Annotated in this window: 22 protein-coding genes; 11 read left to right on the forward strand and 11 right to left on the reverse strand. The window is 32.2% G+C overall.

The genetic code is table 11. The features are described from left to right. Positions 1-62: 62 nt before the first annotated feature. Both Q0912_RS00070 and Q0912_RS00075 read right to left on the reverse strand, forming a co-directional pair. A complete protein-coding gene (locus Q0912_RS00070; protein WP_299110620.1) occupies positions 63-941 on the reverse strand; it encodes an NAD kinase in 879 nt (292 codons plus the stop codon). 3 nt (positions 942-944) lie between these two features. Continuing rightward, positions 945-1,601 carry a CBS domain-containing protein gene (locus tag Q0912_RS00075; protein ID WP_299110622.1) on the reverse strand — a complete coding sequence of 219 codons (657 nt, stop codon included), beginning with the start codon at positions 1,599-1,601 and terminating at the stop codon, positions 945-947. A gap of 90 nt (positions 1,602-1,691) precedes the next feature. Here Q0912_RS00075 and Q0912_RS00080 point away from each other — a divergent pair, with 90 nt between their 5' ends. From Q0912_RS00080 to clpX, 7 genes are all read left to right on the forward strand, one after another. Then, on the forward strand, positions 1,692-2,405 hold the full coding sequence (locus Q0912_RS00080; RefSeq protein WP_299110624.1) for a pyridoxine 5'-phosphate synthase: 714 nt from the start codon (positions 1,692-1,694) through the stop codon (positions 2,403-2,405). Next, a complete protein-coding gene (locus Q0912_RS00085; protein WP_299110627.1) occupies positions 2,402-3,166 on the forward strand; it encodes an alpha/beta fold hydrolase in 765 nt (254 codons plus the stop codon). Before Q0912_RS00080 ends, Q0912_RS00085 begins: the two co-directional genes overlap by 4 nt. 18 nt (positions 3,167-3,184) lie before the next feature. Beyond that, complete coding sequence (locus Q0912_RS00090; RefSeq protein WP_299110629.1) at positions 3,185-4,261, forward strand: energy transducer TonB; 1,077 nt, start codon at positions 3,185-3,187, stop codon at positions 4,259-4,261. A gap of 18 nt (positions 4,262-4,279) precedes the next feature. Beyond that, a complete protein-coding gene (locus Q0912_RS00095) occupies positions 4,280-4,627 on the forward strand; it encodes a phage holin family protein (protein ID WP_299110631.1) in 348 nt (115 codons plus the stop codon). An 80-nt stretch (positions 4,628-4,707) separates the two neighbouring features. Next, on the forward strand, positions 4,708-6,030 hold the full coding sequence (tig, locus tag Q0912_RS00100; RefSeq protein WP_299110633.1) for a trigger factor: 1,323 nt from the start codon (positions 4,708-4,710) through the stop codon (positions 6,028-6,030). An 86-nt stretch (positions 6,031-6,116) separates the two neighbouring features. Continuing rightward, entirely contained in the window at positions 6,117-6,791 is a 675-nt protein-coding gene (gene clpP / locus Q0912_RS00105; protein ID WP_299110634.1) for an ATP-dependent Clp endopeptidase proteolytic subunit ClpP, read from the forward strand. A 45-nt stretch (positions 6,792-6,836) separates the two neighbouring features. Next, complete coding sequence (gene clpX / locus Q0912_RS00110; protein WP_299110635.1) at positions 6,837-8,066, forward strand: ATP-dependent Clp protease ATP-binding subunit ClpX; 1,230 nt, start codon at positions 6,837-6,839, stop codon at positions 8,064-8,066. A gap of 264 nt (positions 8,067-8,330) precedes the next feature. On the opposite strand, the gene Q0912_RS00115 is transcribed toward clpX, so the two are convergent. Together Q0912_RS00115 and Q0912_RS00120 are read right to left on the reverse strand one after the other, a co-directional pair. Further along, on the reverse strand, positions 8,331-9,524 hold the full coding sequence (locus Q0912_RS00115) for a hypothetical protein (protein WP_299110636.1): 1,194 nt from the start codon (positions 9,522-9,524) through the stop codon (positions 8,331-8,333). 146 nt (positions 9,525-9,670) lie between these two features. Beyond that, positions 9,671-11,188 carry a GH3 auxin-responsive promoter family protein gene (locus Q0912_RS00120; RefSeq protein WP_299110637.1) on the reverse strand — a complete coding sequence of 506 codons (1,518 nt, stop codon included), beginning with the start codon at positions 11,186-11,188 and terminating at the stop codon, positions 9,671-9,673. A gap of 54 nt (positions 11,189-11,242) precedes the next feature. Between Q0912_RS00120 and Q0912_RS00125 the strand changes: the two genes are divergently transcribed. Continuing rightward, the gene (locus tag Q0912_RS00125; protein WP_299110638.1) at positions 11,243-12,034 is read left to right on the forward strand and encodes a DUF2797 domain-containing protein; all 792 of its coding nucleotides are present in this window, start codon (positions 11,243-11,245) and stop codon (positions 12,032-12,034) included. Here Q0912_RS00125 and Q0912_RS00130 read toward each other — a convergent pair. The 5 genes from Q0912_RS00130 to Q0912_RS00150 all read right to left on the reverse strand — a co-directional run bounded on the left by Q0912_RS00130 (position 12,031) and on the right by Q0912_RS00150 (position 17,493). Further along, positions 12,031-12,663, reverse strand: coding sequence for a LysE family transporter (locus Q0912_RS00130; RefSeq protein WP_299110640.1), 633 nt, complete (start codon positions 12,661-12,663; stop codon positions 12,031-12,033). The genes Q0912_RS00125 and Q0912_RS00130 overlap by 4 nt on opposite strands. Positions 12,664-12,775: 112 nt before the next feature. Continuing rightward, the gene (gene rpsU, locus Q0912_RS00135; protein WP_218546125.1) at positions 12,776-12,970 is read right to left on the reverse strand and encodes a 30S ribosomal protein S21; all 195 of its coding nucleotides are present in this window, start codon (positions 12,968-12,970) and stop codon (positions 12,776-12,778) included. Positions 12,971-13,046: 76 nt separating this feature from the next. Then, positions 13,047-13,910, reverse strand: a complete 864-nt coding sequence (locus Q0912_RS00140; protein ID WP_299110643.1) for an RNA polymerase sigma factor RpoD/SigA — start codon at positions 13,908-13,910, stop codon at positions 13,047-13,049. 112 nt (positions 13,911-14,022) lie between these two features. Next, positions 14,023-16,680: an AsmA-like C-terminal region-containing protein gene (locus Q0912_RS00145; RefSeq protein ID WP_299110645.1), complete on the reverse strand. Its 2,658-nt coding sequence runs from the start codon at positions 16,678-16,680 to the stop codon at positions 14,023-14,025. Between the two features lie 108 nt (positions 16,681-16,788). After that, positions 16,789-17,493 carry a queuosine precursor transporter gene (locus Q0912_RS00150; RefSeq protein ID WP_299110648.1) on the reverse strand — a complete coding sequence of 235 codons (705 nt, stop codon included), beginning with the start codon at positions 17,491-17,493 and terminating at the stop codon, positions 16,789-16,791. A 71-nt stretch (positions 17,494-17,564) separates the two neighbouring features. Between Q0912_RS00150 and folK the strand changes: the two genes are divergently transcribed. Both folK and Q0912_RS00160 read left to right on the forward strand, forming a co-directional pair. Next, positions 17,565-18,692, forward strand: a complete 1,128-nt coding sequence (gene folK, locus Q0912_RS00155; protein WP_299110651.1) for a 2-amino-4-hydroxy-6-hydroxymethyldihydropteridine diphosphokinase — start codon at positions 17,565-17,567, stop codon at positions 18,690-18,692. Positions 18,693-18,772: 80 nt separating this feature from the next. Further along, positions 18,773-20,437 carry a T9SS type A sorting domain-containing protein gene (locus Q0912_RS00160; protein WP_299110653.1) on the forward strand — a complete coding sequence of 555 codons (1,665 nt, stop codon included), beginning with the start codon at positions 18,773-18,775 and terminating at the stop codon, positions 20,435-20,437. Here the strand turns inward: Q0912_RS00160 and Q0912_RS00165 are convergent, their stop codons facing one another. After that, positions 20,438-21,094 carry a class I SAM-dependent methyltransferase gene (locus tag Q0912_RS00165; protein WP_299110655.1) on the reverse strand — a complete coding sequence of 219 codons (657 nt, stop codon included), beginning with the start codon at positions 21,092-21,094 and terminating at the stop codon, positions 20,438-20,440. Then, positions 21,087-21,620 (reverse strand): RNA methyltransferase, encoded by a 534-nt coding sequence (locus tag Q0912_RS00170; RefSeq protein ID WP_299110657.1) that lies wholly within the window; start codon positions 21,618-21,620, stop codon positions 21,087-21,089. Before Q0912_RS00170 ends, Q0912_RS00165 begins: the two co-directional genes overlap by 8 nt. A gap of 110 nt (positions 21,621-21,730) precedes the next feature. Here Q0912_RS00170 and mutS point away from each other — a divergent pair, with 110 nt between their 5' ends. Then, on the forward strand, positions 21,731-24,343 hold the full coding sequence (gene mutS / locus Q0912_RS00175) for a DNA mismatch repair protein MutS (RefSeq protein WP_299110659.1): 2,613 nt from the start codon (positions 21,731-21,733) through the stop codon (positions 24,341-24,343). Positions 24,344-24,382: the final 39 nt, after the last annotated feature.

The raw sequence follows: 24,382 nt of genomic DNA on the forward strand, positions 1-24,382 counted from the left end.
ATGTCTTACAGATAAACAGTTTTTGCGAATATTTATTGTGCTAAAAGGGTGTGCATTTATGTTTAGTTACGTCGATCTTCTCCCCAAAGCAATTTTTTTCTGAGCGTATCTAAAAAGGTTTCATCTAAGCGTTCTACCATTTTAATTACAAAATCAGCTTTTTTCACAGTAACTGTTGTTGCATTTGAGAGTGTTACAATACGAGAATCTAAAGACATTAAAAACTGATTTTCCCTACCATCTACTTTAAATGTTACCTCTGTGTTGTCTGGTATAATTAAAGGTCGGGCGCTGAGGTTATGAGGGGCGATTGGTGTTAATGCAAAGTTGTTGGCATCTGGGGCTATTACGGGACCTCCACAACTTAAAGAATAACCTGTAGAACCAGTTGGTGTAGAAAGTATTAAGCCATCAGCCCAATACGAGGTTAAATACTCATTATTGAGATGTGTTTGTACCGTAATCATCGAGGTAGTATTCTTTCTGCTTAAGGCAATCTCATTAAGAGCAAAGTTAATGTGTTCTACATTGTCATTTTTTGGTGTAGTTTCTACACTGAGTAACGTGCGTTCAGAAATTTTATAATCTCCTTTAAATATTTCCGAAAGGGCAGTTTCAATTTCATCTGTTTGTATGGTGGCTAAAAACCCTAGTCTTCCAGTATTAATACCTACTATCGGAATTCCTAAATCCCTTACATAAGTAATGGCTCTTAGAATTGTTCCATCTCCACCAATACTTATTAGTAAATTAAAGCTATCATCTAATTCACTAAATTTTTTAATCGCAGAATTATTCTGTATCGTAGCATTTAGAGTTTTTAAAAACGTTGTCTCAATTAATACATCAACTTCTTTTTTAATTAGAAAACCGAGAAGTTGCTCTACTGCTTTTTGAGATGTGTCTTTAATATAATTCTGACCATAGATGGCTACCTTCATATTTTACATATTTAGATATTTGTTAAGATACTGAGAGCGTTCTTTTAAGCTTTCGATGTACGAATCTTCTTCGTGCCCAGAAACAATATTATAACTATAACGTCTAAAGGTTTGAATAATCTCGTTAAGGCTCGCATTACTAATTTTAATGGTAATTCTTGCTAAATCACTATCCATTTTAGAAATAAACGCACCTAACAACTTAGCATCGTTTGACTCAATAATTTGGCTGATTTCACTAAAGGAATAATCATTAATACCTTTCTCGACTATTAAAATACCTCCAGGTTCCGAAAAGAAAGGCGTTTCATTAAATAAATGTATAATATCATTAAGCTCATAATAGCCTAAATATTTATTATTCTTATCTAAGACAGGCATAATGTTAGAGTCATTTTGAGCAAAAGCTTCAAGAACATCTAACCAATTAGTTGATGGTCTTACAAAAAAACCTTCGATGGTATAATTGCAATCACTTATAGATTTAGCACCATCAAAACAATGTGCATCAGTTTCAGAAATACAACCCATGTATATACCATTGTTTTGAATTGGGATATGAGAATAGGTTAACTGATTAAATAGCATTTGTAAGTCACTGATTTTATCAGTAATATTTAATGGTTTTATGTCATTGATAACAAAATCCTGTAACTGCATAAGTAGAGTTTGAATATCTTGCAAATTAATTAAAAATAACCATAAAATGGATGTTCGTCTTTGTATTTTTGTAATTCAAATTCTAATAAAATGGCAAAGTTAAGTGTTAATATAAATAAGATTGCAACACTGAGAAATAGTAGAGGTGGAGATGTTCCAAATGTAGTGCAATTTGCAAAAGATGTTCAGCGTTTTGGTGCTGAAGGTGTTACTATTCATCCAAGGCCAGATGAACGCCATATTCGTTATCAAGACGCATTTGATTTAAAACCTGAGGTTTATACAGAATATAACATAGAAGGCAACCCTATACCAAAATTTATAGATATGGTTTTAGAAATAAAGCCAACACAAGTTACTTTAGTGCCAGATGCTGAAGATGCAATTACATCTAATGCAGGTTGGAATACCGTAAAACATAAAGATTTTCTGATTGAAGTGATTAAAGAGTTTAAAAATAATGGAATTAGGACGTCTATTTTTGTTGATCCAGATCTACACCAAATTGAAGGTGCTAAAGAAACAGGCACTGATCGTATAGAGTTATACACTGAGGCTTATGCACATCAATATAGTTTAGGTAATAAAGAAGCAATAAAACCTTACATGGCATGTGCTGGCTTGGCTAATGCACTACAGTTAGGAATCAATGCAGGTCATGATTTGTCTTTAGATAATATAAAATTCTTTAAAGAGAATATTACAGGTTTGTTAGAAGTTTCTATCGGGCACGCTTTGATTGCTGAAAGCTTATACATAGGTGTGGAGAATGTTATAGAAATGTATCTGGATAAATTGAAATGATTTTACATTCTAATATAATAGGAGAAGGAAAGCCTTTAATAATTCTTCATGGATTTTTAGGCATGGGTGATAACTGGAAAACTTTAGCCAGAAAGTTTTCCGAATCTAATTTTCAAGCTCATTTAGTAGATCAACGTAATCATGGTCGAAGTTTCCATGCTGATACTTTTGATTATGAGTTAATGGCTAATGATTTAAAGTATTATTGTGACGAAAATAATCTAAGTGACATTATATTGTTAGGTCATTCTATGGGTGGAAAAACAGCGATGTTGTTTGCTGCTAACTACCCAGAACTGGTTGACAAGCTTTTAGTTGCTGATATTTCGCCAAGATATTATCCTGTTCATCATGATGTTATTTTAGAAGGGTTGAGTCAGTTAGATTTTACTTTTGTAAAAACCAGACTTGAAGCAGACCAGGTTCTGGAGTCTTATGTGTCTGATAATGGCACAAGGCAATTTTTATTAAAAAACCTATATTGGGTAGAAAAAGGGCAATTAGGATTACGTATCAATTTATCGATTTTAAAGGAAAATGTTTCAGAGGTAGGTGAAGCATTACCAATACATGCAACTTTTCAGAAAAAGACTTTGTTTTTAAAAGGAGATAAATCTGAATATATTGGAGAATCAGATGAAGCTATTATACGACTCCATTTTCCAAATTCAAAAATAGTAACTATTACTAATGCTGGCCATTGGCTGCATGCTGAAAATCCTCAAGACTTTTATAATGCAGTAATGGATTTTGTTCAATAAAAATTAATCATTTTCTACATGAAAAACTTTTTTCTAGTTACCATATTTCTCCTCAGTTTTCAATTATTCTTTGCTCAAAGTCGACCAGATGATGGGCCTTTTAAAGATTATCATGATACTGGCGAGTTAATGTTAGAGGGTCAATATAAAAATGGTAAACGTGTTGGTGAGTGGAAAGGGTATAATAAAAAAGGTCAAGTGGTTAATATATCGAGTTTTACAAATGGTAAAAAGAATATCCCTGAGATTTCTTTTTTTGATAATGGTACAGTTAAACGGAAAACAGAGAGAGAAGGTGATATTTATATAGTAAGAGCATATTATGAGTCTGGCAAGTTGTTTTACGAACGCGCATATATGAGTGGGTATTATAAACAATATACCGAAGAAGGGAAACTGAAAATCGAAGCTAATTATAAGGACTTTCAACTTTACGGTAAATGGAAATCTTATAACGAAGATGAGAATTTAGATTGGAGTATCAGTTATGAAAATGGATATAGAAACGGTGTTTATCAAAATTATTATAATAATGGACAACTAAAAGTCCAAGGTGTAATTTTAAATGACAGAAAAAATGGCGAAGAAAAACGTTACGATGAATCAGGAAATTTAGTTTGGAAAGGTTACTACCAAAATGATGAATTTGTAAAGACTTGGATTAAATATAATGAGAAAGGCAAAAAGATTAAAAAAGTAAATACCAAAAAAGAAAAATTAGAAATATTACCGACTAAAGTAGTAGATGGGGTTATAGAAAAAGTACCAGTTTTTCCAGGTTGCGAAGAGGTTTTTGGAAATAGATCGCGTAAAAAATGTATGAGTCAAAGAGTGGCTGAGCATATTATCTCAAATTTTGATAAAAGAAAAATAGCTAATTTAGGCTTGTCACCTGGTAGAAAACGAATTTTTGTAAAATTTAAAGTTGATAAATCTGGTAAACTAAAAGCTATTCAGGCAAGAGGTCCGCATCCAGCCATTGAACGAGAAGCAATACGAATTATTAAATTGTTGCCCAATTTAGAACCAGGTACCCAAAGAGGTAAACCGGTTACAGTGCCTTATTCATTGCCTATTGTTTTTGTTGTAGAATAATTTTGTTAGATTAGTAATATGAATTTAATCATCAAACTTTTATTAAATGCAGTTGCCGTATTTGTGCTAGCAGAAATCTTAAATGGAGTTTATGTAGATAACTATATAACATCATTAATTGTTGCTGCTGTAATTTCAATACTTAATGTATTAGTGAAACCAGTTTTAGTGTTATTAACTTTGCCAGTTACCATCCTTACGCTAGGTCTGTTTTTATTTGTAATTAATGCATTGATTATTTTGTTAGCAGATAAGCTTGTTGATGGCTTTAGAGTAGATGGTATATGGACAGCCATCCTTTTTAGTATTCTCTTGTGTATCCTTCAATCCTTATTGCATTCCTTCTTAAAAAAGGATAAAAAGTAGCTGTAATACAAAGACTTAAAACTATTGTTGAGTTGTAAAAAATATTGTATTTTTGCAGCCCAATTTTAGTTTCAATAATAATGAACATTACAAGAGAAAACATCGATGCATTAAATGCAGTTGTAAAAGTGGATATCGCTAAAGAAGATTATAGCGATAAAGTAGAGAAAATCTTAACAGATTACCGTAAATCAGCTAATATTCCTGGATTTAGAAAAGGACATGTGCCAATGGGAATGGTTAAGAAGCAATATGGTAAAGCGGTATTGGTAGATGAGGTTAATAAATTACTTCAAGATGCTTTAGGGAAATATCTGGTAGAAGAAAAATTAGATGTTTTGGGTAACCCACTACCAAAACCACAAGATGATTTAGATTGGGATGCTGACGCATTCTCTTTTGAATTTGAATTAGGTTTAGCACCAGAATTTGATGTGAAACTAAAAGGAAAAAAAGCAATTACACATTACAGCATCGTTGCTGATGACAAGATGATTGATAATCAGGTTGAGCACATCCAAAAACAATATGGGAAGCTTATTTCTCAGACCGAGGTTGCCAAAGACTCTGAAATTACAGGAAAATTTACTAACGCAGAAAAAGGTATTGAGAACATAGCAACATTCACTTTAGATAAGCTAAAAGGAAAAACAAATCCGAAGAAATTTATCGGAGCTAAAGTAGGTGATGTTATTACTTTAAAAACAAAAGGTCTTTTTAATGACGATCACGATTTAATGACGTTTTTAAAAGTATCTCATGATGATGCTCATGGACTAGCTATTGATGTTAATTTTGAAGTATCAGAAATCAATAAACGCGAATTAGCAGATCTAGATCAAGAGTTATTTGATAAACTTTTTGGATCTAAAGCTATAACCTCTGTGACTGAGTTAAAAGCTAAAATTAAGGAAGATTCTGAAAAGCAATTTGCACAACAAGGTGATCAGAAATTATTAAATGACGTTACTGAGTACCTGGTTGAAAGTACAAAGTTTGATTTACCAGCTGAGTTTCTTAAAAAATGGATGCAAACTGCAGGTGAAGAGCCAATGACTGAAGAGCAAGCAAAGGAAGAATATGAAAAGTCTGAAAAAAGCATGCGCTATCAGTTAATAGAAGGTAAATTAATTCAAGAACACAACCTACAAGTTCAGTTTGAAGAACTAAAGGCTTACTCTATGGAAATGATTAAAGGGCAGATGGCACAATTTGGTCAAATGAACCCTTCTGAAAAAGAATTAGAAGACATAGCAGCTCGTATTTTAGGAAATCAGGAAGAGGTTAAAAGACTGTCTGAACAATTAATGAGTCAAAAATTATTAAACCTATATAAATCTGAAGCAAATCTTAAGACAAAAGAAATCACTTATGATGATTTTGTAAAAGAGTTCTACAGTTAATGGGTATAGAATAAATTAGTATCTTTAAGGCGTAGAACTCAATAGTTTTACGCTTTTTTTTTAATCAAAAAACAAATTGAAATTAAATGAATTACGAAAAAGAATTTGAAAAGTTTGCTATAAAGGATCAAGGGATTAATAGTATGTATTATGATAAAATAATGCAAAGCATGTATCCTACAAATCTAACACCCAATATTATAGAAGAAAGACAGCTAAATGCTATTGCAATGGATGTGTTTTCGCGACTAATGATGGATCGCATTATATTTTTAGGAACAGGTGTAAATGATCAAGTAGCAAATATTATACAAGCACAATTGTTATTCTTACAAAGTACAGATGCTTCAAAAGACATTCAAATATATATTAATTCGCCAGGAGGTAGCGTTTATGCTGGTTTAGGTATTTATGATACGATGCAGTTTGTAAAACCAGATGTTGCTACAATTTGTACAGGTATAGCAGCTTCTATGGCAGCGGTGTTATTATGTGCAGGTGAAAAAGGAAAGCGTTCTGCATTAAAACATTCGCGTGTAATGATTCATCAGCCAATGAGTGGTACACAAGGACAAGTATCGGATATGGAAATTGCAGTACGTGAGACAATAAAAGTAAAAGAGGAATTATATAATATCATTTCTACACATTCAGGAAAAGCATACGAACAAGTGGAGAAAGATTCTGATAGAGATTACTGGATGAAATCAGATGAAGCATTGGCTTACGGAATGATTGATGAAGTTTTAGAACGCAAGTAATATGTTTTACTTACGACTAAAATTCTCTAAACTAGAACTAAGATTATGGCAAAAGAAGAATTAGAATGTTCATTTTGTGGTAGAAAAAAACCAGAGACAAATTTATTAATCGCTGGGCTAGATGCGCATATCTGTGATCGTTGTATAGAACAAGCACATGGTATAGTCATTGAAGAGTCTAAGCAAACAGGCAACTCAGAACTTAGCGCTGAGCTAATGCTTAGAAAGCCAAAAGAAATTAAGGCTTTCTTAGACGAATATATTATTGGACAAGAATATACTAAGCGGGTCATGTCTGTTGCAGTATATAATCATTATAAACGTTTATTGCAGCCACCATCTGATGATGACATTGAAATCCAAAAGAGTAATATTATTATGGTTGGGCAAACAGGTACAGGTAAAACCTTAATGGCAAAAACTGTTGCCAGAATGTTGAATGTGCCTCTTGCCATTGTTGATGCTACGGTTTTAACTGAGGCTGGTTATGTAGGTGAAGATGTAGAGAGTATTTTAACACGTTTATTACAAGCTGCCGATTATAATTTAGAGAAAGCACAACGTGGTATAGTATTCATTGATGAGATAGATAAAATTGCACGCAAGAGTGATAATCCTTCTATAACCAGAGATGTATCTGGTGAAGGTGTACAACAGGCTTTATTGAAATTACTTGAAGGCACTGTTGTTAATGTGCCACCAAAGGGAGGGCGTAAACATCCGGATCAAAAATTCATTGAAGTCAATACTGAACATATTTTGTTTATAGCTGGTGGTGCTTTTGACGGTATAGAACGTGTTATTACAAAACGTCTAAACATGCAGGCTATTGGCTATAGCTCAATAAAAGATGATAATATAGATGATGATAATATTCTTCAATATATTATTCCTAAAGATTTAAAGGATTTTGGTTTAATACCAGAGATTATTGGTCGTTTACCTGTGCTAACGCATATGGACCCATTAGATGCTAATACACTAAGAGCTATATTAACAGAACCAAAGAATGCTATTATTAAACAATACAAAAAATTGTTTTCTATGGATGAGGTTGAGTTTAGTATCACCGAAGGAGCTTTAAATTACATTGTAGAAAAAGCCATAGAATATAAATTGGGTGCTCGTGGCTTACGTTCACTTTGTGAAGAAATACTAACCGAGGCCATGTTTGATTTGCCTGGGTCTGGCGAGACAAAATTAAATGTTACTAAGGTGTATGCTGAAGATAGATTGTCCAAGTCTACTCTAAAGAAGTTAAAAGCGGTGTCTTAAAGGATTTTTAAACAAATAAAAAAAGCCACAATTTCAATATATGAGATTGTGGTTTTTTGTTGAGTTAGGATTGATTAATTTAATATTGCTTGCAATATTTTTTATAAATTCTTAGGGAATTATAGTTGTTAATAGCACATTTATTTACTGCTAATATAGAACCTGTATATTGAGTAATTTCTTTTTTATTTATTTTTTAGTTAAAGTCATTTTTAATTTCGTTGTATGAAACTGCGATGCACTTTTTAACGTTAAATGACCAAACTATTTAGCAAGAAGTTTTAAGATCGCTTTTAATTCTTTTTCATCGGATTCAAAGCTTAACGTATAATCTTCATAACCATCTTTAAGTACTTTAATTTGATAATCTTTATAAGGCTTTATCTTAAAGTTATAGGTAGCATCCTTGTTTGTAATCTGACGTTCAATTTCATTCCCTTCATTGTCTAAAAGAATAACTATAGAATTTGGTAAGATCTTTTCCTTTTCAGAAATAACAATCCCTCTTAATTCATTGTATAGCTCTCTAGATTGAAAGCGATATAAATTAAAAGCATTTTTCGTATTATCCTTATTAGAAGAAAACACACCTTTCTTATTGTCAACAAATACGAATGCAATTTCATCCTTATCAGAGTTAATAGAATAGCCTAAATTGCGTGGGCTTTTATACTTAGAATTACTAATTGTAGATATAAAAATATCATAACCACCTATACTATTATGCCCTTTTGAAGAAAAGAATAATTCATTACCATTCTTAGCTGTATGAGGATACTTTTCATCTTCAGAAGTATTAATGGTTTGCCCTAAATTTCTAGGTTCTCCGATACTCCCATCTTTAAAAATTTTGGCTTTATAGATATCAAAGCCACCATAACCGCCTTTCATGTTTGATGAAAAGTACAAGTACTTTCCGTCTTTGGTTACATGTGGGTTTTCAATTGAGTAATTATCGTTACTTATAGGTAGCTCTGTTTCGTTTGTCCAGTTACCATAAGAATTTTTTTCTAATTCTGCTTTATATAATTTGTAGTTTAATGTATTAGAGCGTTCACTTCGAGTATAGTAAATGGTATGTTCATCTGGTGAAAAAGAAACCTGACCTTCATTAGCCTTAGTATTCAAAACACGACTAAATAGTAAAGGTTGTGATAATTCGCCATAAGCCTTAATATCAGTGCAGAATAAATCTGTGTAAGGTTCATTAGTTAATGGGTCAACCCCATTACCTAAAGCTCCGATCTTTTTTGAAGATACAATGACTAATTTCTTTCTAAATGTTGCACAGGCTATTTCGGAGTATTTAGAATTAATTTTAGAGACATTTACCGAATAAGCGTAACCACTTTTATTAAGGTTGTCAATTTTGTCTTTTTTTACTGGATCAGTTTTGTGCGAAGTAGAAAATGCACTAAACATAAGTGCCGTCAATAGCACATTAATTGTAGCTTTCATAATGTAGGGATTATGGATTAATTACGATGGTAAATTACTATCGGTGGTATAATTACTAAAGTTTTATCGCATTTTTTAGATAAGACTCATATTTTTCCGATAATTTATAACAGAATACGAATATATTCGATGAAATAATACTCTATTTATAGGGCGTTTAAACGCAATAATTCATCAACATAGTCTCTAGAGTTTGATAAACGTGGTACTTTATGTTGTCCACCTAATTTATCATTTTTCTTTAACCAGTCGTAAAAAAGATTTTTTCTGGCACAGTGTATTTTAGGTTTGTTAAGCGTCATGTTATTATAACGCTTGGCTTCATAATCAGAATTTAAAGCCTTTAAGGCATTATCGAATAGCTCTTCGAAATATGACATGTTTTCTGGTGGCTTCTTAAACTCTATAATCCATTCGTGAGCGCCTTTTTCTTTACCTTCCATAAAGATTGGTGCGGCTGTATAATCTACAACTTCTGCCGCTGTACGCTTGCACACTTTTTTAAGAGCATCTTCAGCATTTTCTATAATTAACTCCTCACCAAAGGCATTGATATGGTGCTTGGTGCGACCTGAAACTTTAATTCTATGCGGGTTTAAACTCACAAATCTAATAGTATCACCAATTTTGTATCTCCACAACCCAGCATTAGTTGTAATAACGACCGCATAATTTTTATTGAGCTCAACCTCGCTCAAAGAAATGACTTTCTGTTTATTTGTACCATAAGTATCCATTGGGATAAATTCATAGAAAATCCCATAATCTAGCATCAATAACAAATCTCCAGAATAATTTTGATCTTGTATGGCAAAAAACCCTTCAGAGGCATTATAGATTTCGTAATATTTAAAATCTTTTTTTGGCAGAATAGCTCTATACTGCTCTATATAAGGGTTAAAACTTACACCTCCATGAAAATATACTTCGAGATTAGGCCAAATATCAAAAAGACTGTTTTTACCTGTTTTATCTAAAACGTTATTTAGCAATACTAGCATCCAGGATGGTACACCTGCCAAACTTGTTACATTTTCTTCAATAGTTTCGTCAACAATGGCTTGCATTTTGGTTTCCCACTCACTCATTAAAGATACTTTATTACTTGGCGTACTGCTAAATTCTGCCCAAAACGGCATATTATCAATTAAAATAGCACTTAGGTCTCCAAATACAGTTCCGTTTTCTTTGTAGAGTTCTTTGCTTCCTCCTAAACGTAAACTCTTTCCGGTAAACAATTGCGAATCTTCATTATTGTTAAGGTACATGCAAAGTAAATCTTTACTTGCGGCATAGTGACAATCTTCTAATGAATCTGTGCTTACAGGTATAAACTTACTTTTGGCATTAGTTGTGCCGCTAGATTTAGCAAACCATTTAATGGGCCTTGGCCAATAAATATTTTGCTCTCCACATCTGGAGCGTTCAATCAGTGGTTGAATGGCTTCATAATTTACAACGGGTATGCGCTCATTAAATTCTTTATAGGTTTTAATAGATGCAAAGTCATACTGTTTTCCTATTTCTGTATCCTTTGCAAACTTTAATAAGCTAAAAAGTAATTCGTTTTGTACTTCATTAGGGTACTTTAAAAAGAGCTCAATTTGATGAAACCGTTTTTTTAAAAACCAAGAAGCGATAGAATTTACAATAGGAATAGGCATGGAATACTTTTCTTTTGGCTAATTTAGCAATGCTAAAAATACTAAATTTCTTCTATGATTTATAAAGGCGTCCTTACTAAAATGCAGACTGAGTTTCTAGAGCCAATTCAATATTATTTGGTGTTTGAGAATGATTTTATTCACGTCAATCAATTACTGAATAAGCCCATTGAAATGAAACTTATTGGTCATCAATGTTTAAGCTGTGGTTTAGATAGACCAATTTACAGACAAGGTTTTTGTAAAACCTGTTTTTTTGAAAAGCCAGTTGCTGGTGATTGGATAATGCGACCAGAATTAAGTACTGCTCATTTAGGTAAAGAAGACAGGGATTTAGAATATGAAAAAAGGGTACAATTACAGCCCCATATAGTGTATTTAGCAAATTCTAGTAATGTTAAGGTTGGGGTAACAAGGAAAAGTCAAGTCCCTACCCGTTGGATAGATCAAGGTGCTCACGAAGCTATAGAAATTGTAGAAGTACCTAATCGCTATTTGGCAGGTATTACTGAGGTCGCTTTGAAAGCCCATGTGGCAGATAAAACCAATTGGCGAAAAATGCTTAAGAATGATATTGAAGATGTCAACCTTTTAGAGTGGAGAAACAATTTAAAAACTTATATTCCTGATGAAGTTAAGGATTATTTTATTGAGAGCAATTCGGAAACTCACCTAAAGTTTCCTGTTGAGAAATACCCTGAAAAACCCAATAGTTTAAATATAAAGAAGCAAATAGAATATTCGGGCAAACTTGTTGGTGTAAAAGGGCAGTATCTTATTTTTGAAGATAATACCGTTTTTAATATTAGAGCAAATGAAGGTTTGGTGGTTGAGTTGAATGTCTAAAGCAGATAGAGTTTTAGAACATTAATTAAACCTATAAAGAATAATAAGCTTCCTGTAACTTTATTAATAATTGTATTTATATTTTTAAACTTCTGCATTATAATTAAGCTAAACTTACTATATAGATGTAATGTCAGTAGTTTTCCTGCGTAAACACCAGCAAAAAAAAGGAAAAGAACTAATAATGATGATTGTAAGGATAGTGTAATGTTATTGTTGTTTATTATGCTATAAACTACGAGCCAGTATATTAAAACAGGAGGATTTAAAAGCCCCAAAAAGAAACCAGTAGCATATTTAGATTTTAGAAATCTATTGGAGCGCTTTGAAGGTTTACTTCTTTCTTTTGCTGTTTTAAAAAATAAAAAACTACCTACACCTAATAAGATAATTGCAATAAGTATTTGTAGCCACTGGTTTGCATTAAAAAAATCTTTTACTATCATGTTACAATGTAATGCGTAGTAGGATAATAACACTTCTGCAATACCTGCTGTAAGTGCTATTTTAAATGCCTGAGAAGCATTTTGCTTAAGCGTAGTATTTATTACCGCTATATTTGAAGCTCCTAAAGGTAATGCACCAACCACAGCAGATATTAAACCAATAAAAAAATAAAGAATTATCATGCTGCTTTTGTAGCAACACATCTTAAAAGCTTACAATTTAAACTATAAATAACAAAAAAAGAGCAATATTTCTATTGCTCTATATATTTATAAGTACGTAAAATAAAATTTATTATACGTTTTCAGCGTCTCTTAATCCTTGGATATATTGAGCTTTCTGAATTTCTCTTCTTCTCTTAACAGATGGTTTAGTGAAATAACGAGACTCTCTTAAGTTTTGCATAATTTGCACATTACGATGCTTACGCTTATAACGTTTAAGAGCTCTCTCAATGTTTTCTCCTTCTTTAATTTCGATTTTAATCATTATCGATATATTTTTTAACTATAATTCTTGTAAATGGTCGGCAAATATATGCTAACTATTTGAAAATAAAAAATTATTAGCCTAAATAAGTTTTAAGTATTTTACTCTTGCTTGCGTGTCTTAATCGTCTAATACCTTTTTCTCTAATTTGACGCACACGTTCTCTTGTTAAATCATAGATGCCACCAATTTCCTCTAAAGTCATAGGTGGCTGATCGCCGATACCAAAGTTTAAACGTATAACATCACTTTCTTTTTGAGTTAATGTTTCTAAAGCGCGTTCAATTTCAGTGTTTAATGATGCCTTCATTAAATCTTTATCTGGCCTGGGTGATTCACTAGCACTAACGACGTCGTAAAGACTAAATGTCTCACCATCTTTTAATGGAGCGTCCATTGATAAATGACGGCCCGAATTTTTCATAGACTGCTTTACTTCGCGAACGCTAATGTCTAGTTCTCGAGCAATCTCTTCAGCATTTGGAGGTCTTTGATGTATTTGTTCTAAATGCGAAAACGTTTTGTTAATCTTGTTTATGGTGCCTATTTTGTTTAAAGGTAGGCGTACAATACGAGATTGTTCTGCTAATGCTTGCAGAATAGCTTGTCTTATCCACCATACAGCATAGGATATAAACTTAAAACCTCTGGTTTCATCAAAACGTTTTGCGGCTTTTACCAAACCAGCATTTCCTTCATTGATTAAATCAGGTAATTTTAAACCTTGATTTTGATATTGTTTAGCCACAGAAACAACAAACCTTAAATTAGCTGTTGTTAATTTGTCTAAAGCTTGTTGATCACCATTTTTTATGCGCTGTGCTAATTCAACTTCTTCATCTGCAGTAATCAACGGAATTTTACTTATATCTTGTAGATATTTGTCTAAAGATTTATCTTCTCTGTTGGTTACTTGCTTGGTGATTTTTAACTGCCTCATGTAGTCATTTTAAAATTAGTGAACCTACATTATAATGGAATAATTAACAATTCCAAAAAAATGACTAATTATTAACAGAAATTGGGAAAAATATATAGTATTAAGGTAAAAACTATTCGTTTTTGGTTGAATCTTTAGCTTGTTTATCCTTTTTCTTTTTACTTCCTCCGAGAAGTCCCCCTAAAACAGAGTTTACTCCTTCCTTGATGGTGTCTTTGGGATCTTTCTTTGTGTTGTCTGTTTTAGTCGTTGTTGAATCTGCCTTTTTATTATTAGAGTTTCCCCCTAAAACATCGCCTAGTATGTTATTGATTTTATCTTTGCCTTGTCCTAATATTTTTTGTTTTTGAATTTCAACAAGCTGTTTGGTTAAATTAGAAACACCACTTGCTAAATCTGTTGAAATATTAGGGCTGGAAAAACTCCCATTAATATTAGCAGTGACAGGAATTGAAATATTATCAACTTCTGGATCATTAATTTTTCCTATTAAACGGTTGACTTCACTACCTAAATACTTGGCTGGCACTTGAAAAACAACATCATATTGCATGTTGTTTGTAAAAGTGTGCTTACCTGAAATCTCAATAGGAATATCTTTATACTTAACAGTAAAAGGTTTTAGGGAAACCTGTCCATTTTCAAAACTTAGTTTAGTTTTAATATCCTTTTGAAGTTCTTTAAAATCAATAAAGTTCAGTTTGCTGTCTAGTCCAGCGAGTAATGGGCTTTTAGATACATCGATATTAGAGGTCAATACTTCTGCTAAAGCATTACCAGAAATTGTACTTAAGTCTGGGGAAAAGTTTTCATCTAATAAACCACTTACATCTATGGTAGAATTTAATTTTCCTTGCACAACCTTTGCAATTGGTGCTAATGCTTTTAACATTTCTAAACCTTTGAAGGATTGCGAAATATCAAACTGTTGCATAGCTAATTGCATATCAAACTTTGGTTTTGCTTCTTTTGTAGAAACATTACCAGAAATACCTAATTGTCCATTAAACAAATCCGTTGTCATGTTTTTGAGGTTTGCGTTTTGGTCTTTAATGCGTAGTTTACCTTTTACATTCTTTAAATTAAGGTTATCATAAATAACTGTATTAGCATTTGCAGTAATAGTACAGTCTAAAAAATCTGGGATCTTAAGTGATTCATCATCAGAGGTTGTCTTATTAGATGCTTCTGTTGCAGATTCGTCTTCAACCATAAAATCAGAAATAGCAAATGTATTAGAATTGACTGTGAAATTTCCCTGAAGCTTTTTGTCACTCAAAAGAAAGCCTAATAAATTATTAATGGTTCCTGTTGCAGAAAAATCACTTTTACCTGTTAAGGCATCAAAACTATTTAGGCTTACTAAACCAGGTTTAAGAGTTAGCTCTGCTTTATTAATTTGAATAGGGTTTACAATATCTTTAGAAGAAAAAATGAAGTCCGTTATCGAAACACTTCCATTATTTTTAATACGTTGGTAAGCATTGGTTTCAATAGCATTCATATCAAAGGCCGTATTCAACTTTCCTTTAAGAATTCCGCTAAGTTGATTTTCTAATTCAATAGGATAGGCTTTGGTAATATTAGCTAAGTTTAAAACACCATCTAAGTTGGCGTTTACTAACATATTACCAGTAAGGTCTTTAATATGTGCTTCAGATTTAAAAACATCCTGGTCAATTTTAAAATCTAATTTATTGATGTCTACATAAGTGTCATCAACATTACCTGACGTATTTTTAATAGAAGCATCAATCATAATATTATCCACACTTTTTGGTAAGTCAGGATATTTAAAAGACGCATTATTAGAACGCATATTAATATCTAAAGTCGGAATTGTTTCTTCTGAAACTAAACCTTTTATCAAGCCATTAACGGTGAAGTTTCCTGTGGTATTTACATTCTCTATATTTTTTGTGTATTCCTTCGGAATTACAGCTAAGAAATCTTTAAAAGAAGATTCAGGATTTTTAAAAGAGATATCAATTTGCTGACCTTCTTCAACCATTTGAACAAACCCTTGAAACTCTAACGGTAAAGCATTTATAAAACCTTTATTTTCTTTAAACGTATATTTTTCCTGCTCTAAATCCATACCTATTAGAGCATCAAGTTTAATAATATTGTTGCTTAGGTATTCAGTGCTATCAATAGACATACTTATTCTTGCTTCAGTATTTGTGTCTAATTCAGATTGCTCTCCAGAGAAAATACCTTTACCATTATGATTAATTTCTGTGGCATAAATACTGGTATTAGAACCTTCATCTATATAGGTAAAGGCACTATTGTTGAGCTCGTAATTTTCTATATCAAAACTAAAACCAGAAGATGTAGAATCAGAAACTGTTTCTGTGCCTTCACCTTCTTTTACAATATCATAATTTGTAGTTCCGTTTTTGTTTGTTTTTAGAGTAAGAAGCAATTCATCTGCTATGATTTCATTTACAGTAAGTGGTTCTTCTGTCCCTTTAAATAATTCACCAATTGGCATTTCAAAGGATAAAGATTTAGCTGTTGCTAGAGTTTCATCCTTAAAAGGTGCTCTGTTGGTAATTTTTAAATTTTCAACATTGACTTCAGCACTTGGAAAACTGCTTATTAAGCTTAGGCTAATATCATCAAAACTTAAATCTGCATCTAAATTTTCATCGGCATAATTTTGAACGATAGCATCTATTTTAGATTCTAAAACGAATGGAATTGCAATAAGGATTGCAATAAAAAGGAGTAAGATGATTCCTATAATTTTGAAAATTTTTTTCATAACAAGTTCTTGTGGTTTTAGAAAGGGGTTTAAATATAATACGTAAAGTTCTATATTATAGTTGTTTTGTTAAGAAACTTTAGCAAGATTTTAATGATTTAGTAACAATTAGAGTAACTCAATTTCCTCATTCACTTTAAGTTTAAAGCGTCTTCTAAACAGATATACACCTAAATAAAGAAAAGGTGTGTCTAATGCTGCTATAAGCACTTTAAACAAAAAACCAGCAGCAAGTAAGCCTAAAAATTTATCCCATTCAATTTTTCCAAAACTGCAAAGTAGTATTAGTACAGTTGCGGTATCGACAAACTGAGAAAGAAATGTAGAAAAGTTATTGCGCAACCATAAATGTTTGCCTTTAGTGAGGCGTTTCCAGAAATGATAGATCTGTATATCCACAAATTGAGCTAATAAATAAGCCATCATACTTGCGAATACGGCTATAGCTGTACTTCCAAAGACAGTAGAAAACATAGCATCTTGTACAGGTGACCATGTGGTTGCTGGTACAGTATTAGCTGTATATATGATTAACATTGAAAAAAAAGAGGCAAATATGCCTATAACCACCATGTCATTAGCTCTTTTCTTACCATAAATTTCACTAATTAAATCGGTAATTAAAAAGGTAATAGGATATGGTAAAATGCCGACAGAAATTTCAAAAAGCTTACTTCCAAAAATTTCTACATCAACGGGATACCAATAGAAAAACTTCTGGAAGATTAAGTTTGAGACTACTAATGATGTAATAAAAAGCGCACCTAATAAAAGATAAATGCGTTGTGCTAAAAGCTTGTCTTTTAGTTGCATTAAAAATGGTTAATAAATTGTTGTTGTAAAGATAATCTATTAATATTTCTTTTAGTTATTTTGCTAATTCCATGACATTTACTAAAACCGTTTACATAGCATTAGGGAGTAACAAAGGCAATAAATTGCAGTATTTGCAATCTGCCGTAGATGCTATTTTTGAGAAAATAGGTTTGGTAAATAAGATTTCTAAAGTATATAAAACACCAGCTTTAGGTTTTGAAGGCGATGCTTTTTTTAATGCTTGCATAAAGGTAGAAACGGAGTTAAAACCAAAGAAGCTTTTAAAAGCGCTTAAGCAAATAGAAAAAGAACTTGGGAGATCTACAAAAAAAACAGATAAGTACGAATCTCGTGAAATCGATTTAGACATTCTATTTTATGACGATGCAGTTATTGAAGAAAAGTCTTTAATGATACCACATCCCGAACTTCACAAACGTAAGTTTGTTTTAAAACCTTTACAGGATATCGCAAAAGATTTTGAGCACTGTAAATTGAATAAAGTTGTTTCTGAACTGCTCAAAGAATGTCAGGATGATTCTGAAATCGAATCGGTTAATATCTGGCTAAAAAACCCCAGGAAGAATTTTGGTTTTAGCGACTACAATTTTATAGCCATTGAAGGTAATATAGGTGCAGGTAAAACAAGCTTGTCTAAAAAAATAGCCCACGATTTTAATGCCAAACTCATTTTAGAGCGTTTTGCAGATAACCCATTCTTGCCTAAATTTTATAAAGAGCCAGAACGTTATGCATTTACACTTGAAATGTCTTTTTTGGCTGATCGGTATCAGCAGATCAGTGATGATTTATCACAGCTTGATTTGTTTAAGGACTTTATGGTAAGTGACTACGACGTACATAAATCACTTATATTTTCTAAGGTGACTTTGCCCGAAGATGAGTTTAGACTCTATCGTAAATTATTTTTTCAGGTATACAAAGATATTGCCAGACCAGATTTGTATGTGTACCTCTACCAAAACACAGAACGTTTACAAGCTAATATTAAAAAACGTGGTCGCAAATATGAGAAAGAAATACAAGATGAATACCTTGAGAAGATTAACTCGGGTTATCTTAGTTTTTTAAGAAATCAAACAGATTTAAACGTAAAAATCATTGATATTTCGGATAAGGATTTTGTAAAAAAGCGTGAGGACTATTTGTGGTTGTTGAGTGAGATAAATTCATAGTAATTTAACTTCAAATATTCAATTTGCTAAACGAATTATCTTATATTTAAGACAATTAATTTCTTTTAAATCAATCATATATGAATAATAGATTCTTGTCTTTCGTTATTTTATTTTTTTTTACAATTTCGCTTTTAGCACAAAATCCAATTTTTCAATCAAATTTTGGTTTTGATATAGAGATAGTCAATATTATTAATAATAATAATAGAGATGACATAAATGGTAGTGATATATCTCCATATGATTGGACGACTACATTAACTGAAAATGCTAAATTCGGGGATTTTGATAATTTTTATATTCAGTATGTCAATGGTGATTATTCTGAACGTAAGGCAAGTATAGAAGATCCGATTTTCTCTGGTTCACTAAAAAATGTTTTAAAGTTTGATATTATAAGTCCTAATAATGGAGGCTCAAATGGAAGAATACAAGCAAACTTTAGTAATAATAAGCATGGACTAATCGGTACAGGGTTTAAAACTTTCCATTATTCTGTTAAGTTATTTTTGCCAAGTTATTTTAATAATTATTTAAACGATTCTTCATACAATAGCAATTTTTTTACGCTTGCAGAGTTTTTTAATGATATTGGTTATAATGCAGTTTACCCTAATGACTTTCCATTTAGAATGACAATTAGTTTAAGAAAAGCTTTAGACGAAAATAATATAAACGGGTTTGTATTGACAGTAGAAGGTCAACAACAATTTCTTAATGAAGAAACTGGTAATTGGAATGGGAACTGGACAGATTCAGGGGCAACTCTTTGGAATAAAAGCACAAGGCATATCCCTGTGGGTGAGTGGATTACATTAAAAGTTTTAATTAAGGAAGGCGATGCTAATAATGGCGCGTTTAAATTAACGGTGTTGGACGCATCTGATGAAACAATTACTTCTTTTGATGTTGGTAATTATACCCATCATCCGCAGAGTACCAACATAAATGGGATAACTCATATTCAGCCGATGAAATTGTATACATCAGCTAATACAGTTAACAAGTTTAATTGTGGTGATATAAATTGTCCAACAAACATTCTTAATCCTCAACCATATAACCCTATTGTTGGTGAAGGTATTGAGGTGTACTGGGATGATTTTATTATTTATAATGATTCTGAGTTGAGAGAAAAACTGATTAAGTTGGTCGAAGATGACTGTTCTAATGGTATAGATGCGAATGATATGACCCTTTCTGTGCCAAATATAGTAACCGCAAATAGTGATAATAGTAATTGGCAATATCATTTTAGATTTAAAAATATAACAGATACTAATAATGCAGATATTTTAATAGTATCTAATCAACCTACTATAGATTTAATGGACTACCTTGATGAACCTTTCATAGGTTCTCACGAATATAGGTTATATGTAAAAGTGAAAAATCATCCATACTTTAAATACTATGGAATAGGTGTTGATAATTATTGTACTATTATTTACCCTTCGTTTTCTGGAGGAAGAAACACTGTTAATAATAAATTAGAAGTCAATTCAGAGATGTCTATCTATCCAAACCCTGTTAAAGACATATTAAATATTAATCTTGGTTATGAGACTAAAGCTAACAGTTTTGAGATATTTAACATCCATGGATTACTTTTAAATTATAAAGAAAATATAGTCGGTACTAATTTTGAGGTTAGTATATCTAACTTATCTAAAGGGGTTTATTTTATTAGAGTTACTGATGAGAATGGAAGTCAAAAAACAAGAAAGTTTATTAAGGACTAATTAAAGGGTATACAAAGTAGTTCTGATTTTTCCTTTGTTATTTTTTAAAATCACCTCATTAAGTAGCTGCTCTTCTTTTATATTTAAACTAAAAGGCTCAGCTAATAAATCAACTCCGCTATTTTGTTTTAGTCGTATACCTTGACTTGCAATTTTATCCTTATTAGGAACAAAATCTCCAGCAGGAAGATGTTCAGTTAGTATGATGTATCTATAGCTTGAAAGTTTATGGGTAATGCTTTTGATTTCAGTATTCGATAAATGCTGAAGCACTTGTCTTAAAATAACACAATCTGCTTTCGGTAATTCATCTTTTGAAATATCCAAGCACTGAAATTCTAAATTTTCAAGTTGGAATAAAACTCTATTTCTTTCAATTAATGATTCTACGATATCAATACCAAAATAATATTTGGTGTCTTCTACAAGGTATTTTCCAATATTAAAATCACCACAACCAAAATCACAAACTGTTAATTCATTGTTTTTAGATTTTAAGAAACCTGAAACAACCTCTATATAAGGTTTTGTAATTTCTGGATTGTGTGAGCCTTCACCAGAATAGAAATCAGAATCTTTTCCTCCCCAAAGATGTTTATCGTAAATCTGCTGCATCACAGCTTTAGTTGGCCAAGGTGTTTTAGATTTCTTAGACATTTTTTAATTTTGAAAACACATCCCAAATCACAACACCACAGCTTACCGAAATATTCAACGAATGTTTGGTGCCATATTGTGGAATTTCAATAACCACATCACTCACATCGACTATGTCTTGAGCCACACCTTTAACTTCATTGCCAAATACAAAGGCATATTTAGTATTGGGCTGAGGTTTAAAATCGTTTAACATAGTCGCATGTTCAGCTTGTTCAATGGAGCAGATGTTTACACCTTCAGCTTTTAATTTTGTAATAACTTCAAGTGTGTTTTCATGGTATTCCCAATCTACAGTTTCTGTACTACCAAGAGCAGTTTTTCGTATGTCATTATGTGGTGGTTGGGCTGTAATACCGCAGAGGTAAATCTTTTCGATTAAAAAAGCATCACTCGTTCTAAATACAGAACCAATATTGTTTAAGCTTCTAATATTATCAAGAACAATAATAATTGGTGACTTTTTAGCTTGTTTAAATTCTGAGACCTCTAAACGGTTTAATTCACTGTTTTTTAGTTTTCGCATGTTGAAATCTTAGTCTTTTTGTAGATAACTTCTGTTATAATCACTTTATATAACAAGGCTATTTAGCTAAATTAGCACTCTTACATTTTTAACAAAAATACGTAAATCTCTTGGCTAAAACCGCAAAAAAAGAAACACCATTAATGAAGCAATACAATGCTATAAAGGCAAAGTATCCCGATGCATTACTGTTGTTTAGAGTTGGTGATTTCTATGAAACCTTTGGAAGTGATGCCGTAAAGGCTTCAAAGATTTTAGATATTATTTTAACCAAACGTGGTGCAGGTAGTGACAGTGAAACAGAACTTGCTGGTTTTCCTCATCATTCGTTAAATACGTATTTGCCTAAATTGGTTAGAGCTGGAGAGCGTGTGGCTATTTGCGACCAGTTGGAAGACCCAAAACAAACCAAGAAGATTGTTAAACGTGGTGTCACAGAATTAGTAACACCAGGTGTGGCATTGAATGATGATATTTTGCATTCAAAATCCAATAACTTTCTATGTGCTGTTCATTTTGATAAAAAATACATTGGGGTTTCCTTTTTGGATATTTCTACAGGTGAGTTTTTAACCTCTCAGGGAGATGCTGAATATGTGGATAAATTACTTCAGAATTTTAATCCAAGTGAAGTATTAATTTCTAAACAAAGCCGAAAAGAATTTGCCGAGACCTTTGGAAATGATTTTCATACGTTTTATCTAGAAGATTGGGTATTTCAGGCAGATTATGCACACGAAACATTAACCAAGCACTTTAATACCAAAACCTTAAAAGGCTTTGGAATTGAAGATTTATACGAAGGTATTATTGCTTCTGGTGTGGTATTACATTATTTAAGTGAAACACGACATAATAAGCTAGAACATATTGCTACAATTTCGAGGATTGCAACCGATGATTATGTGTGGATGGATAAATTCACCATTCGTAATTTAGAGCTGTATCATTCTACAAATGCTAATGCGGTAACGCTTATTAATGTCATTGATAAGACCATTTCTGCAATGGGAGGCAGAACTCTCAAACGTTGGTTAGCCTTACCATTAAAACATGCCGATAGGATAAAACAACGCCATGAAGTTGTTCAGTATTTATTGGATAATGAAGCTGTTCTTCAGAAGACTCAAGAGCAAATAAAACACATTGGTGACATAGAGCGCTTAATTTCAAAAATTGCAACCACCAAAGTGAGCCCAAGAGAGGTAATTCAGCTTAAAAATTCACTAGAAGCCATTGTACCTATTAAATCGGTTGCTGAACACTGTGATAATGAAGCTTTAAAGATTTTAGGTAACAATCTTAATAATTGTGATTTATTAAGAGAGAAAATAAAGCAAACCTTAAATGAAGAAGCACCAGTAAATGTTTTAAAAGGTAATACCATTGCCGAAAGCTTTTCAGAAGAATTAGATGAGCTCAGAGGCTTATCAAAATCTGGTAAAGATTATTTGGACGCCATGCTGCAACGTGAAAGTGAACGTACAGGAATTCCTTCATTGAAGATAGCTTCCAATAATGTGTTTGGTTATTATATTGAAGTACGAAATACGCACAAAGACAAAGTACCCGAAGAGTGGATACGTAAGCAAACACTCGTTAATGCAGAACGTTATATCACCGAAGAGTTAAAAGAATACGAAGCTAAGATTTTAGGCGCAGAAGAACGCATCTTAGCAATTGAACAGCAACTGTTTGCTGAGTTGGTGACGTGGATGCACCAGTTTATAATTCAGGTGCAACAAAATGCGCAACTTATAGGACAGTTAGATTGCCTTTGTGGTTTTGCGAGTTTGGCAAAATCCAATGCATATAACTATCCACAAATTGATGACAGCTTTGATTTAGAAATTAAAGATGGTCGTCATCCGGTTATAGAAAAGCAATTACCTCTTGGTGAAGCTTATATTGCTAATGATGTATATCTCGATAGGGAATCTCAACAAATCATTATGATTACTGGTCCAAATATGTCTGGTAAGTCTGCTATATTAAGACAAACAGCATTAATTGTTTTATTAGCGCAGATAGGAAGTTTTGTACCAGCTAAAGAAGCCAGAATAGGATTAGTTGATAAGATTTTTACACGAGTTGGTGCTAGTGATAATATCTCAATGGGCGAATCTACCTTTATGGTTGAGATGAATGAAACAGCATCTATTCTTAATAATATTTCTGAACGTAGTTTAGTGTTGTTGGATGAAATAGGTCGAGGTACAAGCACTTATGATGGTATTTCTATTGCCTGGGCTATAAGTGAATACTTACACGAACATCCTGCACGACCTAAAACCTTATTTGCAACACACTATCATGAACTCAATGAAATGACAGAGACGTTCTCTCGTATTAAAAATTTCAATGTTGCTGTTAAAGAATTAAAAGACAATGTACTATTTGTACGTAAGTTGGTAGAAGGTGGTAGTGAGCATAGTTTTGGTATACACGTCGCAAAAATGGCTGGTATGCCTCAACAAGTGATTAGACGGGCCAACAAGATATTGTCTAAATTAGAGAAATCCCACTCTAGCGAAGAATTAACGGATAAGGTAAAATCGCTTAAGGAAGATATGCAGTTAAGTTTCTTTAATTTAGATGACCCCTTATTAGAAGAAATAAAAGACGAAATTTTACATACAGATATTGATACGCTTACACCTGTTGAAGCTTTAATGAAGCTTAACGAAATAAAGCGTATGCTTCTTAAGAAAAAACAAGCCTAAAATAAATTCTATTTATTTTTAAAAAAGGCTTTGCTTTTC

Source organism: uncultured Winogradskyella sp. (genome assembly GCF_947498345.1).
GTDB lineage: Bacteria > Bacteroidota > Bacteroidia > Flavobacteriales > Flavobacteriaceae > Winogradskyella.

Excerpts from the sequence above, each read along its gene's own strand:
- Q0912_RS00070 (WP_299110620.1), bottom strand. The coding sequence starts at position 941 with ATGAAGGTAGCCATCTATGGTCAGAATTATATTAAAGACACATCTCAA.
- Q0912_RS00075 (WP_299110622.1), bottom strand. The coding sequence starts at position 1,601 with ATGCAGTTACAGGATTTTGTTATCAATGACATAAAACCATTAAATATT.
- Q0912_RS00080 (WP_299110624.1), top strand. The coding sequence starts at position 1,692 with ATGGCAAAGTTAAGTGTTAATATAAATAAGATTGCAACACTGAGAAAT.
- Q0912_RS00085 (WP_299110627.1), top strand. The coding sequence starts at position 2,402 with ATGATTTTACATTCTAATATAATAGGAGAAGGAAAGCCTTTAATAATT.
- Q0912_RS00090 (WP_299110629.1), top strand. The coding sequence starts at position 3,185 with ATGAAAAACTTTTTTCTAGTTACCATATTTCTCCTCAGTTTTCAATTA.
- Q0912_RS00095 (WP_299110631.1), top strand. The coding sequence starts at position 4,280 with ATGAATTTAATCATCAAACTTTTATTAAATGCAGTTGCCGTATTTGTG.
- tig (WP_299110633.1), top strand. The coding sequence starts at position 4,708 with ATGAACATTACAAGAGAAAACATCGATGCATTAAATGCAGTTGTAAAA.
- clpP (WP_299110634.1), top strand. The coding sequence starts at position 6,117 with ATGAATTACGAAAAAGAATTTGAAAAGTTTGCTATAAAGGATCAAGGG.
- clpX (WP_299110635.1), top strand. The coding sequence starts at position 6,837 with ATGGCAAAAGAAGAATTAGAATGTTCATTTTGTGGTAGAAAAAAACCA.
- Q0912_RS00115 (WP_299110636.1), bottom strand. The coding sequence starts at position 9,524 with ATGAAAGCTACAATTAATGTGCTATTGACGGCACTTATGTTTAGTGCA.
- Q0912_RS00120 (WP_299110637.1), bottom strand. The coding sequence starts at position 11,188 with ATGCCTATTCCTATTGTAAATTCTATCGCTTCTTGGTTTTTAAAAAAA.
- Q0912_RS00125 (WP_299110638.1), top strand. The coding sequence starts at position 11,243 with ATGATTTATAAAGGCGTCCTTACTAAAATGCAGACTGAGTTTCTAGAG.
- Q0912_RS00130 (WP_299110640.1), bottom strand. The coding sequence starts at position 12,663 with ATGATAATTCTTTATTTTTTTATTGGTTTAATATCTGCTGTGGTTGGT.
- rpsU (WP_218546125.1), bottom strand. The coding sequence starts at position 12,970 with ATGATTAAAATCGAAATTAAAGAAGGAGAAAACATTGAGAGAGCTCTT.
- Q0912_RS00140 (WP_299110643.1), bottom strand. The coding sequence starts at position 13,910 with ATGAGGCAGTTAAAAATCACCAAGCAAGTAACCAACAGAGAAGATAAA.
- Q0912_RS00145 (WP_299110645.1), bottom strand. The coding sequence starts at position 16,680 with ATGAAAAAAATTTTCAAAATTATAGGAATCATCTTACTCCTTTTTATT.
- Q0912_RS00150 (WP_299110648.1), bottom strand. The coding sequence starts at position 17,493 with ATGCAACTAAAAGACAAGCTTTTAGCACAACGCATTTATCTTTTATTA.
- folK (WP_299110651.1), top strand. The coding sequence starts at position 17,565 with ATGACATTTACTAAAACCGTTTACATAGCATTAGGGAGTAACAAAGGC.
- Q0912_RS00160 (WP_299110653.1), top strand. The coding sequence starts at position 18,773 with ATGAATAATAGATTCTTGTCTTTCGTTATTTTATTTTTTTTTACAATT.
- Q0912_RS00165 (WP_299110655.1), bottom strand. The coding sequence starts at position 21,094 with ATGTCTAAGAAATCTAAAACACCTTGGCCAACTAAAGCTGTGATGCAG.
- Q0912_RS00170 (WP_299110657.1), bottom strand. The coding sequence starts at position 21,620 with ATGCGAAAACTAAAAAACAGTGAATTAAACCGTTTAGAGGTCTCAGAA.